The following is a 13,366-nucleotide window of genomic DNA, read 5'->3' on the forward strand; positions in this document are numbered from 1 at the left end:
GACAACGGCCCCCACTGGACGCGCCATGAACCCCGATCTCGACGCCCTGCAGCCCTACCCCTTCGAGAAGCTCGCCGCCCTCAAGGCCGACGTGACGACGCCCGAGGGCCTGGTGCACCTCCCCCTGACCATCGGCGAGCCGCGCCACGCGCCCTATGCCGGCGCCCTGGAGGCGCTGACCGCGAACATCGACGACATGGCCCGCTACCCGGCCACCCCCGGCACGCCCGAGCTGCGCGGCGCCATCGCCGACTGGGCCAAGCGGCGCTTCGCCCTCGAGGACCTCGACGCCGGCACCCAGGTGCTGCCGGTCAACGGCACCCGCGAGGCGATCTTCGCCTTCGTCCAGGCGGCCCTGGACCGCCGCCGCCCGGCGCGGGTCGCGGTGCCCAACCCCTTCTACCAGATCTACGAGGGCGCCACCCTGCTGGCCGGCGGCACGCCGCTCTATCTGGACTGCCGCGCCGAGCACGGCTTCCGCCCCGACCTGGACGCCGTGCCGGCCGAGACCTGGCGCGACGTGCAGATCGTCTTCACCTGCTCGCCGGGCAACCCCACCGGCGCGGTGACGCCGCTCGACGAGCTCAAGCAACTGATCGCCCTGGCCGACGAACACGACTTCATCGTCGCCGCCGACGAGTGCTACTCGGAGCTCTACCTGGACGAGGCCGCCCCGCCCCCGGGCCTGCTGCAGGCCTGCGCCGAGCTCGGCCGCCACGACTACCGGCGCTGCCTGGTATTCCATTCGCTGTCCAAGCGCTCCAACCTGCCGGGGCTGCGCTCGGGCTTCGTGGCCGGCGACGCCGAGCTGCTGGCGGCCTTCCGCCGCTACCGCACCTATCACGGCTGCGCCATGTCGCTGCCGCTGCAGCACGCCTCGATCGCCGCCTGGAACGACGAGGCCCACGTGCTCGCCAACCGAGGCGCCTATCGCGAGAAGTTCGCCGCGGTGACCGAGATCCTCGCCCCGGTGATGGATTTCCCCGCGCCCGAGGCCAGCTTCTACCTGTGGCCGGCGGTGCCCGGCGGTGACGACGAGGCCTTCACCCGTTCGCTGTTCGCCGAGCAGCACGTCAGCGTGCTGCCGGGCAGCTACATGGGCCGCCCCGGCGCCGACGGCGTGAACCCCGGCGCCGGCCGCATCCGCCTGGCGCTGGTGGACGAACTCGACGCCACCGTCGAGGCCGCCCGCCGCCTGCGCCGCCACGTCGAACGACACGCCTGATTCAGGAGAGACCGCCATGATGACGCTGTTCGGCATCAAGAACTGCGATACCTGCCGCAAGGCGCGCAAGGCCCTGGAAGGCAAGGGTCAGCCCTTTCAGTTCCATGACCTGCGCGAGGACGGCCTGTCCGCCCCGCTGCTCGAGCACATCCTCGAGCGGGTGCCGGTGCTGACCCTGCTCAACAAGCGCAGCACCACCTGGCGCCAGCTGCCCGACGAGGACAAGGCCGACATCGACGGCGACAAGGCCCGCCGGCTGATGATGGCCAACCCCACCCTGATCAAGCGACCGCTGCTCGATACCGGCGACGACATCCTCGTCGGCTATCGCGACGGCGACTACGACAATCTCTAGGCGGCCCCCGGCCGACCTGAACTCCATCGAGAGGACCCCCACATGCTCAGCTTTGCACTCGGAATCGGCACCCAGAACACCCAGGGCGACTGGCTGGAGATCTACTACCCGGCGCCGCTGCTGAACCCGGACGCCGCCCTGGTCGAGGCCGCCGCCAAGGTGCTCGACGCCCCCGCCGGCAACGCCGCCGTCAGCTTCCTGCCCGAGCAGTGCGCCGCGCTGGCCGAGGCCCTGAAGGCCGCCGGCCACGCCGACCAGGCCGAGCTCGCCGAGGCCATGGCGGCCAGCCAGCGTCCGCTGGTGGCGACCTTCATCGCCGAGGACCTGCCGCCGCAGAGTGCTCCGGAGGTCTACCTCAAGCTGCACCTGCTGTCGCACCGCCTGGTCAAGCCCCACGGCACCGACCTGACCGGCATGTTCGGCCTGCTGCGCAACATCGCCTGGTCCAGCGAAGGCCCGATCGACATCGAGGAGCTGCCGGCCCGTCGCCTCAAGGCGCGCCTGGAAGGCCGCACCCTGTCGGTGGACTGCGTCGACAAGTTCCCCAAGATGACCGACTACGTGGTGCCGACCGGCGTGCGCATCGGCGACACCGCCCGCGTGCGCCTGGGCGCCTACCTCGGCGAGGGCTCCACCGTGATGCACGAGGGCTTCGTCAACTTCAATGCCGGCGCCGAAGGCCCGGGCATGATCGAAGGCCGCATCTCCGCCGGCGTGATGGTCGGCAAGGGCTCCGACCTGGGCGGCGGCTGCTCCACCATGGGCACCCTGTCCGGCGGCGGCAACATCATCATCAAGGTCGGCGAAGGCTGCCTGATCGGCGCCAACGCCGGCATCGGCATCCCGCTGGGCGATCGCTGCACCGTCGAGGCCGGCCTCTACATCACCGCCGGCGCCAAGGTCGCCGTGCTCGATGACCAGGGCCAGGAAGTCGAGGTCGTGGCCGCCCGCGAGCTGGCCGGCCAGGACGACCTGCTGCTGCGCCGCAATTCCCAGAACGGCCGCATCGAGTGCCTGACCAACAAGAGCGCCATCGCGCTCAACGAAGCCCTGCACGCCCACAACTGAGCCCTGCCCCGGCGCCTCACGGCGCCGGGGGACGGCCCGCCGGAATCCCGCATGACCTCGACCAGCTCCGACCCTACGCTCTCCCCGACCCTCGAACTCGCCATGGCGCTGATGCGCCGCCCCTCCGTGACCCCCGATGACCTGGGCTGCCAGGACCTGATGATCGAACGCCTGGAACGCCTGGGCTTCGCCATCGAGCGCCTGCCGTTCGGCGACGTCGAGAACTTCTGGGCGGTGCGCGGCCATCACGGCCCGGTGCTGGCCTTCGCCGGCCATACCGACGTGGTGCCGAGCGGCCCCGAGGTCAACTGGGAGCACCCGCCCTTCGCGCCCTGCATCGATGACGACGGCATGCTGTGCGGCCGCGGCGCCGCCGACATGAAGGGCAGCCTGGCCGCCATGGTCACCGCCGTGGAGCGCTTCGTGACCGCCCATCCCGATCATCCTGGGCGCCTGGCCTTCCTGATCACCTCCGACGAGGAAGGCCCGGCGGTGGACGGCACCCGGGCCGTGGTCGAGCACCTGCGCGAGTCCCACGACCGCCTCGACTACTGCATCGTCGGCGAGCCCTCCTCCACCGACCGACTCGGCGACGTGATCAAGAACGGCCGGCGCGGCTCGCTGGGCGGCGTGCTGCACGTCAGGGGCGTGCAGGGCCACGTGGCCTACCCGCACATGGCGCGCAACCCGATCCACGAGGTCGCCCCGGCGCTGGACGCCCTGGTGCGCGAGCACTGGGACGGCGGCAACGAATTCTTCCCGGCGACCAGTTTCCAGGTCTCCAACATCCGCTCGGGCACCGGTGCCACCAACGTGATTCCGGGCGAGGTGGAGGTGGTGTTCAACTTCCGCTACTCCACCGCCCTGACCCACGAGACGCTGCGCCAGCGCACCGAGGCGATCCTCGAGGCCCACGGCCTGGACTTCCACATCGACTGGACGCTCAACGGCGAGCCCTTCCTGACCTCGGAAGGCGCGCTGGTGGAGGCCGCGGTCGGCGGCGTCGAGGACGTGATGGGCCATCGCCCCGAGCTGTCCACCGCCGGCGGCACCTCCGACGGCCGCTTCATCGCCACCCTGGGCAGCCAGGTGGTTGAGCTCGGCCCGCGCAACGACACCATCCACAAGGTCAACGAACGGGTCCGCGCCGCCGACCTCGACGACCTCAGCCGGGTCTATGAAGCGATCATGACCCGGCTGTTCGTCGACGGCACGTCACGCCCCTGAGGACACCATGGAACGCTATCCCGACATCGAGATCTATCTGGCCCGCGTCGAGCCCGACGCCCTGAACGCCTGGCTCGGCGAGACCCTCGACGCCGCGCCGCTGAAGCCGGCCGGCAAGCACCGCTGGCGCACCCAGGGCCGCCACGACGGGGCCGAGATCCCGGTGCTGCTGGTCGAGAAGGCCGACGACGGCTTCGCCAGCCTGTGGCTGGACAGCGCCGAATCGCCCTGGCCCACCGACAGCGACCTCGCCCGCGCCGCCGCCGCGCGACTCGGCTGCGAGGTGCGCTGCTCGCTGGGCGGCTGGCAGCCCGGCGACGACCCGGACCGCTTCCTGCAGGTGCTGCCGGACGGCGCCGAGGCCACCATCGACTGGCCCGACTCGGGGCAGTGAGCCGAAACGACATCGCCCCGCGGATGCGGGGCGATGTCGTTGGATGGCGGTTAGACAGCAGCCGGGGAAACGGCGCCGAGCGAAGATCAGACAAGGCGGAAGGTCGTCGAGAGAGCGGAGTTTACTAGCAGCTAAATGAGCATCTCGAGACGACCTTCCAACGCAGTATGATCGAGCGCAGGCCCGTTTCAGGTGATGACGGTGACGTCGTCGGCCTGCAAACCTCTGTCATTGCGCGAGACGTGATACTTCACCTTCTGCCCCTCGGCCAGGGTGCGATGACCGCGACCGCGGATGGCACGGAAATGGACGAAGACATCCTCGCCGCTGTCACGGGTGATGAAGCCATAGCCCTTGTTGACGTTGAACCACTTGACCTCGCCGATCTCGCGGCCGTCGTCCTCGACCTCGGCGATGTTGGACAGCTGGGGCGTCAGGGCGTTGATCGCCAGGGTGGCCACCAGCATCAGCAGGAAGACCGCCAGGGCCGCCGCGACATAGACCACCGCCAGACCGCCGACCTCGAGGCTGGCGAACAGCTCGCGGGACAGCTCACCACCGGTGAGATGGACGAACAGCGCGATCAGCAGCGGCGCCGGTGCGGCCAGCAGCAGACTGACGATACTGCAACGAAACACGACCTTTCGATTCATAAACCTCGGATGCTCTCTTGTCATTGGGAACGGATGTGATGGGGGCGAGGCACCGAACGACCCGCAGACCGCCCTCGACCCGACTGCGCCGGCCGCGTTCGATGCATCGGCGAACGGGGCCACGACAGACCGCACCAGGACGAGCCTTGACACGGTATAAGGAGTCTATCATGCACGACGACGACACGCCCTCCGACGCCGCGGCGCGGCTGGAGGCCCTGGAGAGCCGGCTGGCCTACCAGGAACACTGGCTGGATACCCTGGACCGCACGGTGGCCGTCCAGGAAAAGCGCCTGATGCAGCTGGAGCGCCTCAACGAGCTGATGCAGCACAAGCTGCGCGAACAGCGCCAGGCACTCCAGGAAGCGGACACAGCGACACCCCGCCCGGAGGACGAGGTGCCGCCGCATTACTAGCGATTAGCGTGATGCCAGAGCCCGACAGGCGGGCCTCAAGCCTCAGAGCGTTTCCAGGTAACGCTCGGCGTCCAGGGCCGCCATGCAGCCGGTGCCGGCGGAGGTCACCGCCTGGCGGTAGACGTGGTCCATGACGTCGCCGGCGGCGAACACGCCCGGCACGCTGGTGGCGGTGGCGTTGCCCTCGAGGCCGGACTGCACCTTGATGTAACCGCCGGCCATGTCCAGCTGGCCCTCGAAGATGCCGGTGTTGGGGCTGTGGCCGATGGCGATGAACACGCCCGGCGCGCCGATCTCACGCGTGCTGCCGTCCTCGGTGGACGTCAGCCGCGCCCCGGTGACGCCGCTGTTGTCGCCCAGCACCTCGTCCAGGGTGTGGTTCCAGATCAGCTCGACGTTGCCGTTCTCGGCCTTCTCGAACAGCTTGTCCTGGAGGATCTTCTCGGCGCGCAGGCTGTCGCGGCGGTGCACCAGGGTGACCTTGGAGGCGATGTTGGAGAGGTACAGTGCCTCTTCCACGGCGGTGTTGCCGCCGCCGACCACCACGACCTCCTGGTTGCGGTAGAAGAAGCCGTCGCAGGTGGCGCAGGCGGAGACGCCCTGGCCCATGAACTGCTGCTCGGAGTCCAGCCCCAGATAGCGGGCGCTGGCGCCGGTGGCGATGATCAGGGCGTCGCAGGTGTAGGTGCCGTTGTCGCCCTTCAGGGTGTAGGGCGTCTCGCGCAGCTCGACCTCGTGAATATGGTCGAACAGCACCTCGGTGTCGAAGCGCTCGGCGTGGCGCTTCATGCGCTCCATCAGCTCGGGGCCCTGCACGCCGGTGTCATCGCCCGGCCAGTTGTCCACGTCGGTGGTGGTGGTCAGCTGGCCGCCGGCCTGAATGCCGGTGATCAGCAGCGGTTTGAGATTGGCGCGGGCGGCGTAGACGGCGGCGGTGTAGCCGGCGGGGCCGGAGCCGAGGATGATCAGGCGTTCGTGGCGCGCTTCGCTCATGGGGAACCTCGCAGGTCTCGAAAGGGGTGGGGCAACGGGCTTGGCGATGGCGGCGAGCCGTCGGCATCGCGAAGGCCGCTGTAGGAGGCGAGGGGCGGCCCGCAGGCCGCCCCGGGGGACATCGCACAGGCTTAGAGGGCGCCGGCGTGGTTGCCCAGGTAGCTCGCGACACCTTCGGCGGTGTCCTTCATGCCTTCCTGGCCTTCGTCCCAGCCGGCCGGGCAGACTTCGCCGTTCTTCTGGTGGAACTGCAGGGCCTTGACCATGCGCAGCATCTCGTCGACGTTGCGGCCCAGCGGCAGGTTGTTGACGACCTGGTGCTGGACGACGCCGTTCTCGTCGATCAGGAAGGAACCGCGCATGGCGACGCCGGCTTCCGGATGCTCGATGCCGTAGGCCTGGGTGATCTCGTGCTTGACGTCGGCCACGATCGGGAAGCCGACTTCACCGATGCCGCCCTTCTCCGGCGAGGTCAGGCGCCAGGCGTGGTGGGTGAACTGGGAATCGATGGAGACACCGATCACCTCGACGCCGAGCTCCTTGAACTGCGCCAGACGGTTGTCGTGGGCGATGATCTCGGACGGGCACACGAAGGTGAAGTCCAGCGGCCAGAAGAACAGCACGCGGAGCTTGCCGTTGCTGTCGGACAGCTTGAAGTTATCGACGATCTCGCCGTTGCCGAGGACGGCGGCGGCTTCGAAATCGGGTGCTTGACGTCCAACCAGTACGCTCATGCAGATCTCCTTGAGTGAGTGATGGCATTCATGGGAGTAAAAGCGGAATGCCTACGCTAGGTCAGGCATCCTCGCCGCACCACCGAAGCGAGTCAATGGCACGGATAGGCAAAATCGATGACCGGCAGCGGCGGCGCGCACGCACGCCGCGGCGGCTCACAGCACTTGTCTTCACAGCACCTCGTCGTCGCGTCCCAGGGTCAGCGACTCGAGCTCGCCGCCGACCAGCGACACCTCGATGCGCATCTGGATCGGCGAACAGCACTGCGGGCAGTCCTCCCAGGTCGTGTGGCTGCCCTGGGAAAGGTCGACCAGCAGGTCGAAGCCGGTGTCGCAGTAGGGGCAGCGCACCGCGTGGCTGTCCAGCGCTTCCTCGTGCACGTCTGTCTCCCCCGGCCAGGTCAATGCCTCGTTAGATGGGGCACCGCGGCCGTCTTTTCAAGGGCGCCGGGCCCGCCGTCGGCGCGATGGTTGAAAAGGCCATCTATCATGACCATGTAATCGATAGTGGACCAGGATGGTTCGATCTTTCCCGCCGTGACAGGAGGACCCCATGAGCACTTCGTCCCTACCGGAGACGCTGCAGACCCTCGACGCCGCCGGCACCACCTTCCATTACCATAGCCTGCCCAAGGCCGCCGAGACGCTGGGCGATATCGATCGCCTGCCGATGACGCTGAAGATCCTGCTCGAGAACCAGCTGCGCTTCGCCGATCAGGAAGGCGTCGAGCGCGAGGACATGCAGGCGCTGGTCGACTGGCAGAAGACCGCCTCGTCCGATCGCGAGATCGGCTACCGCCCGGCCCGGGTGCTGATGCAGGACTTCACCGGCGTCCCCGGCGTGGTCGACCTGGCCTCGATGCGCGCCGCGGTCGAGACCCTCGGCGAGCAGCCGTCGCGCATCAATCCCCTGTCGCCGGTGGACCTGGTGATCGACCACTCGGTGATGGTCGACCACTTCGGCGACCCCAGCGCCTTCAAGGACAACGTCGCCATCGAGATGGAGCGCAACCGCGAACGCTACGAGTTCCTGCGCTGGGGCCAGCAGGCCTTCGACAACTTCCGCGTGGTGCCGCCGGGCACCGGCATCTGTCACCAGGTCAACCTCGAGTACCTGGGCAAGACGGTGTGGACCAAGGAGGAGGACGGCAAGACCTTCGCCTATCCCGACACCCTGGTCGGCACCGACTCCCACACCACCATGATCAACGGCCTGGGCGTGCTCGGCTGGGGCGTCGGCGGCATCGAGGCCGAGGCGGCCATGCTCGGCCAGCCGGTGTCGATGCTGATCCCCGAGGTGGTGGGCTTCAAGCTCACCGGCAAGCTGCGCGAGGGCATCACCGCCACCGACTTGGTGCTGACGGTGACCCAGATGCTGCGCAGCCGCGGCGTGGTCGGCAAGTTCGTCGAGTTCTACGGCGATGGCCTCAAGGACCTGCCGCTGGCCGACCGTGCCACCATCGCCAACATGGCCCCGGAATACGGCGCCACCTGCGGCTTCTTCCCGGTCGACGACGAGACCCTCACCTACATGCGCCTGACCGGCCGCGACGAGGAGCAGATCGCCCTGGTCGAGGCCTACTGCAAGGCCCAGGGCCTGTGGCGCGAGCCCGGCGCCGAGCCCGTCTTCAGCGACACCCTGGAGCTCGACATGGGCGACGTCGAGGCCAGCCTGGCCGGCCCCAAGCGCCCCCAGGACCGCGTCACCCTGGCCGACATGCCGACGGCCTTCGCCAAGGTGATGGAGGACGACGGCAAGCCGCTCGGCGATTCCACCGAGAACGGCAAGCTGATGTCCGAGGGCGGCCAGACCGCGGTGGGCGTCGAGGAGAGCTACGAGCACCACGACAGCCAGGAGGTCGATCTCGAGGGCGAGGCCTTCCGCCTCGACCCCGGCGCGGTGGTGATCGCCGCCATCACCTCCTGCACCAACACCTCCAATCCCAGCGTGATGATGGCCGCCGGCCTGCTGGCGCGTAACGCCCGGGAGCGCGGGCTCGACACCAAACCCTGGGTCAAGACCTCGCTGGCCCCCGGTTCCAAGGTGGTCACCGACTACCTGGCCGCCGGCGGCGTGCAGGACGACCTCGACGCCCTGGGCTTCAACCTGGTCGGCTACGGCTGCACCACCTGCATCGGCAACTCCGGCCCGCTGCCGGAGCCCATCGAGCAGGCGATCACCGACGGCGACCTGACCGTGGCCTCGGTGCTGTCCGGCAACCGCAACTTCGAGGGCCGCGTCCATCCCCAGGTGAAGACCAACTGGCTGGCCTCGCCGCCCCTGGTGGTGGCCTATGCCCTGGCCGGCAACGTGCGCAAGGACCTGGCCCGCGACCCGCTGGGCGTTGACCGCCACGGCCAGCCGGTCTACCTGCAGGACATCTGGCCTTCCCAGGCCGAGATCGCCGAGGCGGTGGAACAGGTCCGCACCGAGATGTACCGCAAGGAATACGCCGAAGTGTTCGAGGGCGACGAGGTGTGGAAGGCCATCGATGTGCCCGAGAGCGAGGTGTACCAGTGGAACGAGGATTCTACCTACATCCAGCACCCGCCGTTCTTCGAGGGCATGGGCCGCGACCCCGCCCCCACCGAGGACGTCCACCGCGCCCACGTGCTGGCCCTGCTCGGCGACTCGGTGACCACCGACCACATCTCGCCGGCCGGCGCCATCAAGCCCGACAGCCCGGCGGGTCGCTACCTGCAGGAGCGCGGCGTCAAGCCGGTGGACTTCAACTCCTACGGCTCGCGGCGCGGCAACCACGAGATCATGATGCGCGGCACCTTCGCCAACGTGCGCATCAAGAACGAGATGCTCGACGGCGTGGTCGGCGGCGAGACCCGCCACGTGCCTTCCGGCAAGCAGATGGCCATCTATGACGCGGCTATGCAGTACCAGCAGGAAGGCACCCCGCTGGTGGTGATCGCCGGCAAGGAATACGGCACCGGCTCCTCCCGCGACTGGGCCGCCAAGGGCACCCGGCTGCTCGGCGTGCGCGCCGTGCTGGCGGAGTCCTACGAGCGCATCCACCGTTCCAACCTGATCGGCATGGGCGTGGTGCCGCTGCAGTTCCCCGAGGGCGAGACCCGCGAGACCCTGGGCCTGACCGGCGACGAGCGTGTTTCCATCAAGGGCCTCGACGATCTCGCCCCGGGCGGCAAGGTCGAGGTGACCATCGAGAGCGACAAGGGCGAGCAGACGCTCGAGGCGCTGTGCCGCATCGACACCGCCAACGAGCTGGAGTACTACCGCCACGGCGGCATCCTGCACTACGTGCTGCGCAAGATGATCGGTTCGGCCTGATTCGCTGATTCCACAGCACCATGAAAAAGCCCCCGCCGTTGACCCGGCGGGGGCTTTCTTGTGCGGTCGATACTGAGCTCGATCGGCGCGCCTCAGAAGGAGCGGCGACGATAGGCGCGATACTCCGGCGTCCAGAAGTTGCGCTCGATGGCATCGCGCAGGGTCTGTTCATCGGACTTCAGCGCCACGCCCTCGCGCTGGGCCTCGGCGCCGACCTCGAAGGCGATCGCCTTGGACAGCTCGCGGATGTCGGCCAGCGCCGGCAGCACCGCGCCCTCGCCGGTCTTCGCCACCGGCGCCGCATCGGCCAGCGCCCGGGAGGCGGCCATCAGCATGGTGTCGGTGATGCGCTTGGCGCCGGACGCCACCACGCCGAGGCCGATGCCCGGGAAGATGTAGGCATTGTTGCACTGGGCGATCGGGTAGGAGCGGCCGCCATGCTCCACCGGGGCGAAGGGGCTGCCGGTGGCGACCATCGCCTGGCCGTCGGTCCAGCGGATCACGTCCGCCGGCACCGCCTCGGCGCGGGAGGTCGGGTTGGACAGCGGCATCACCAGCGGCGAGGCGCAGCCGGCGTGCATGGTGCGGATCACTTCCTCGGTGAAGATGCCCTGCTGGCCGCTGACCCCGAGCAGCACGGTCGGCTTGACCCGCTTGACCACCTCCAGTAGCGACTGGCCGTCCCAGTCGGCGACCAGCGTCGCCTCCTGGGCCAGGCGGCGCTGGAAGTCGCGTAGCCAGGCCTGGTCACCGGTCACCAGGCCCTCGCGGTCCACCATGTAGATGCGCTGGCGCGCCTCGGCCTCGGACAGGCCCTCGGTCTGCATGGCCACGACGATCTGCTCGGCGATACCACAGCCGGCCGATCCGGCGCCGACCACCGCCACGCGCTGGTCGCTGACGGTCTCGCCGCGGGCCTTGCAGGCCGCCATCAGGGTGCCGACGCAGACGGAAGCGGTGCCCTGGATGTCGTCGTTGAAGCAGCACAGCTCGTCGCGGTAGCGGTCGAGCAGCGGCAGGGCGTTGGCCTGGGCGAAGTCCTCGAACTGCAGCAGCACGTTCGGCCAGCGGCGCTTCACGGCGGTGATGAACTCGGCCATGAAGACGTTGTACTCCTCCTGGGAGATACGCGGATGGCGCCAGCCCATGTACATGGGATCGTCGAGCAGGGTCTGGTTGTTGGTACCCACGTCGATCTGGATCGGCAGGGTATAGGCCGGGCTGATGCCGCCGCAGGCGGTATACAGCGACAGCTTGCCGATCGGGATGCCCATGCCGCCGATGCCCTGGTCGCCCAGGCCGAGGATGCGCTCGCCGTCGGTGACCACGATCACCTTGACGTTGTCCTTGGTCGCGCTGCGCAGGATGTCGTCCATGCGGTCGCGGTCGGGGTAGGACACGAACAGGCCGCGGTGGTTGCGGTAGATGTTGGAGAACTCTTCGCAGGCCTGGCCGACCGTCGGCGTATAGATGATCGGCAGCATCTCCTCGAGATGCTCGGAGACCAGCCGGAAATACAGGGTCTCGTTGTCGTCCTGGATGGCGCGCAGATAGATGTGGCGATCCAGGTCGGTCTGGCACTGGCGATACTGGCGATAGGCCCGCTCCGCCTGCTCCTCGATGGTCTCGACGTTCTGCGGCAGCAGGCCGATCAGATTGAACTCGAGGCGCTCCTCCCGGGTGAAGGCGCTGCCCTTGTTGAGCAGGGGCATTTCGAGCAGGGGCGGCCCGGCGTAGGGCACATAGAGGGGGCGCTTGGCTTCGCTGGTCATCAAGTTCTCTCTTTCCATGTCGGGAATGCGGGCCGTGGCGCTCTGCGGCGCCTTGGTCGGTACTCTACCACAACGGCGCCCCCGACCAGGGTCGGAGGCGCCGTTGTGGGTCTCCACCTTGGGACACCGTGCCTAGACGAACCGGCCCAGGCCGACCGCCTCTCGCAGGCGATCCATGAAGGGGGCGGCCTCGGCCCGGGCACGCTCGGCGCCCTGCTTCAGCACGGCCTCGATGTGGGCGGGGTCTTCCAGCAGCGCCTGGTAGCGCTCGCGGGGCTCGCGCAGGTGGGCGTTCAGGTACTCGAAAACGCGGTTCTTGGCGTCGCCCCAACCGATGCCGTTCTCGTACTCGGAACGCATGGCCGCGGTCTCCTCGGCGCTGGCGAAGGCCGAGTAGATCTGGAACAGGGTGCAGGTGTCCGGGTCCTTGGGCTCGCCGGGCTCCAGCGAGTTGGTCTTGATCTTGCGGACCAGCTTCTTCAGCTTCTTCTCGGAGACGAACAGCGGAATGGTGTTCTCGTAGCTCTTGGACATCTTGCGCCCGTCCAGGCCGTTGAGCACCTGAACCCGCTCGTCCACCACCGCCTCGGGCTGGGTGAAGTACTGACCCTTGAACAGGTGGTTGAAGCGTCCGCCCATGTCGCGCGCCATCTCGATATGCTGGATCTGGTCGCGGCCGACCGGCACCTTGTTGGCGTTGAACATCAGGATGTCCGCCGCCATCAGCACCGGATAGCCGAACAGGCCCATGGTGATGCCGCGATCGGGATCGGGGCTGCCGGCTTCCTCGTTCTCCGCCACCGCCGCCTTGTAGGCGTGGGCGCGGTTCATCAGGCCCTTGGCGCAGACGCAGGACAGCATCCAGTTCAGCTCGGCGATCTCGGGCACGTCCGACTGGCGGTAGAAGATCGCGTTGTCGGTGTCGAGGCCCAGCGCCAGCCAGGTGGCGGCGATTTCCAGGCGCGACTGCTGGACCCGCTTGGGATCCTGACACTTGATCAGGGCGTGCAGGTCGGCGAGGAAGTAGTAGGACTGGACGCTCGGGTCCTGGCTAGCCGCGATGGCGGGCTTGATGGCCCCGACGTAGTTGCCGAGGTGGGGCGTGCCGGTGGTGGTGATCCCCGTCAGCACACGGGTCTTGTCGGAAGATGCGGTCATGAAAGCGGGACTCAGCTGACTCTCGAATGCCCGCTATGGTAACGCGGCGCCCCGGCCAAGGCGACCTGCC

Annotated in this window: 13 protein-coding genes; 7 read left to right on the forward strand and 6 right to left on the reverse strand. The window is 68.4% G+C overall.

Features of this window, described 5'->3' with window-relative positions; translation table 11 throughout:
* Window positions 1-25: 25 nt before the first annotated feature.
* The 5 genes from dapC to QWG60_RS14515 are packed head-to-tail and all read left to right on the forward strand — an operon-like array spanning window position 26 to window position 4,269.
* Window positions 26-1,225, forward strand: a complete 1,200-nt coding sequence (gene dapC, locus QWG60_RS14495; RefSeq protein ID WP_046078369.1) for a succinyldiaminopimelate transaminase — start codon at window positions 26-28, stop codon at window positions 1,223-1,225.
* Between the two features lie 16 nt (window positions 1,226-1,241).
* Complete coding sequence (locus tag QWG60_RS14500) at window positions 1,242-1,580, forward strand: arsenate reductase (RefSeq protein ID WP_046078370.1); 339 nt, start codon at window positions 1,242-1,244, stop codon at window positions 1,578-1,580.
* 42 nt (window positions 1,581-1,622) lie between these two features.
* Window positions 1,623-2,648, forward strand: coding sequence for a 2,3,4,5-tetrahydropyridine-2,6-dicarboxylate N-succinyltransferase (gene dapD / locus QWG60_RS14505; RefSeq protein ID WP_046078371.1), 1,026 nt, complete (start codon window positions 1,623-1,625; stop codon window positions 2,646-2,648).
* Between the two features lie 51 nt (window positions 2,649-2,699).
* Window positions 2,700-3,875 carry a succinyl-diaminopimelate desuccinylase gene (dapE, locus tag QWG60_RS14510; protein ID WP_046078372.1) on the forward strand — a complete coding sequence of 392 codons (1,176 nt, stop codon included), beginning with the start codon at window positions 2,700-2,702 and terminating at the stop codon, window positions 3,873-3,875.
* Between the two features lie 7 nt (window positions 3,876-3,882).
* Window positions 3,883-4,269, forward strand: coding sequence for a hypothetical protein (locus QWG60_RS14515; protein ID WP_146908409.1), 387 nt, complete (start codon window positions 3,883-3,885; stop codon window positions 4,267-4,269).
* A 188-nt stretch (window positions 4,270-4,457) separates the two neighbouring features.
* Here the strand turns inward: QWG60_RS14515 and QWG60_RS14520 are convergent, their stop codons facing one another.
* Window positions 4,458-4,922 carry a cold-shock protein gene (locus tag QWG60_RS14520; RefSeq protein WP_016853440.1) on the reverse strand — a complete coding sequence of 155 codons (465 nt, stop codon included), beginning with the start codon at window positions 4,920-4,922 and terminating at the stop codon, window positions 4,458-4,460.
* A gap of 170 nt (window positions 4,923-5,092) precedes the next feature.
* Here QWG60_RS14520 and QWG60_RS14525 point away from each other — a divergent pair, with 170 nt between their 5' ends.
* A complete protein-coding gene (locus QWG60_RS14525) occupies window positions 5,093-5,338 on the forward strand; it encodes a SlyX family protein (protein WP_146908404.1) in 246 nt (81 codons plus the stop codon).
* A 42-nt stretch (window positions 5,339-5,380) separates the two neighbouring features.
* On the opposite strand, the gene trxB is transcribed toward QWG60_RS14525, so the two are convergent.
* From trxB to QWG60_RS14540, 3 genes are all read right to left on the reverse strand, one after another.
* Entirely contained in the window at window positions 5,381-6,331 is a 951-nt protein-coding gene (gene trxB / locus QWG60_RS14530) for a thioredoxin-disulfide reductase (RefSeq protein WP_146908401.1), read from the reverse strand.
* Between the two features lie 131 nt (window positions 6,332-6,462).
* The gene (locus tag QWG60_RS14535; RefSeq protein ID WP_016853437.1) at window positions 6,463-7,065 is read right to left on the reverse strand and encodes a peroxiredoxin; all 603 of its coding nucleotides are present in this window, start codon (window positions 7,063-7,065) and stop codon (window positions 6,463-6,465) included.
* Between the two features lie 171 nt (window positions 7,066-7,236).
* Window positions 7,237-7,446 carry a CPXCG motif-containing cysteine-rich protein gene (locus QWG60_RS14540; protein WP_035592719.1) on the reverse strand — a complete coding sequence of 70 codons (210 nt, stop codon included), beginning with the start codon at window positions 7,444-7,446 and terminating at the stop codon, window positions 7,237-7,239.
* Between the two features lie 172 nt (window positions 7,447-7,618).
* Here QWG60_RS14540 and acnA point away from each other — a divergent pair, with 172 nt between their 5' ends.
* Window positions 7,619-10,366, forward strand: a complete 2,748-nt coding sequence (gene acnA, locus QWG60_RS14545) for an aconitate hydratase AcnA (protein ID WP_146908398.1) — start codon at window positions 7,619-7,621, stop codon at window positions 10,364-10,366.
* A 92-nt stretch (window positions 10,367-10,458) separates the two neighbouring features.
* Here acnA and QWG60_RS14550 read toward each other — a convergent pair whose 3' ends face one another.
* Both QWG60_RS14550 and QWG60_RS14555 read right to left on the reverse strand, forming a co-directional pair.
* Window positions 10,459-12,138 carry an NAD-dependent malic enzyme gene (locus tag QWG60_RS14550; protein WP_146908394.1) on the reverse strand — a complete coding sequence of 560 codons (1,680 nt, stop codon included), beginning with the start codon at window positions 12,136-12,138 and terminating at the stop codon, window positions 10,459-10,461.
* 132 nt (window positions 12,139-12,270) lie between these two features.
* Window positions 12,271-13,296: a tryptophan--tRNA ligase gene (locus QWG60_RS14555; RefSeq protein WP_146908391.1), complete on the reverse strand. Its 1,026-nt coding sequence runs from the start codon at window positions 13,294-13,296 to the stop codon at window positions 12,271-12,273.
* Window positions 13,297-13,366 lie beyond the last annotated feature (70 nt).

The organism is Halomonas halophila (assembly GCF_030406665.1).
GTDB classification, from domain to species: domain Bacteria; phylum Pseudomonadota; class Gammaproteobacteria; order Pseudomonadales; family Halomonadaceae; genus Halomonas; species Halomonas halophila.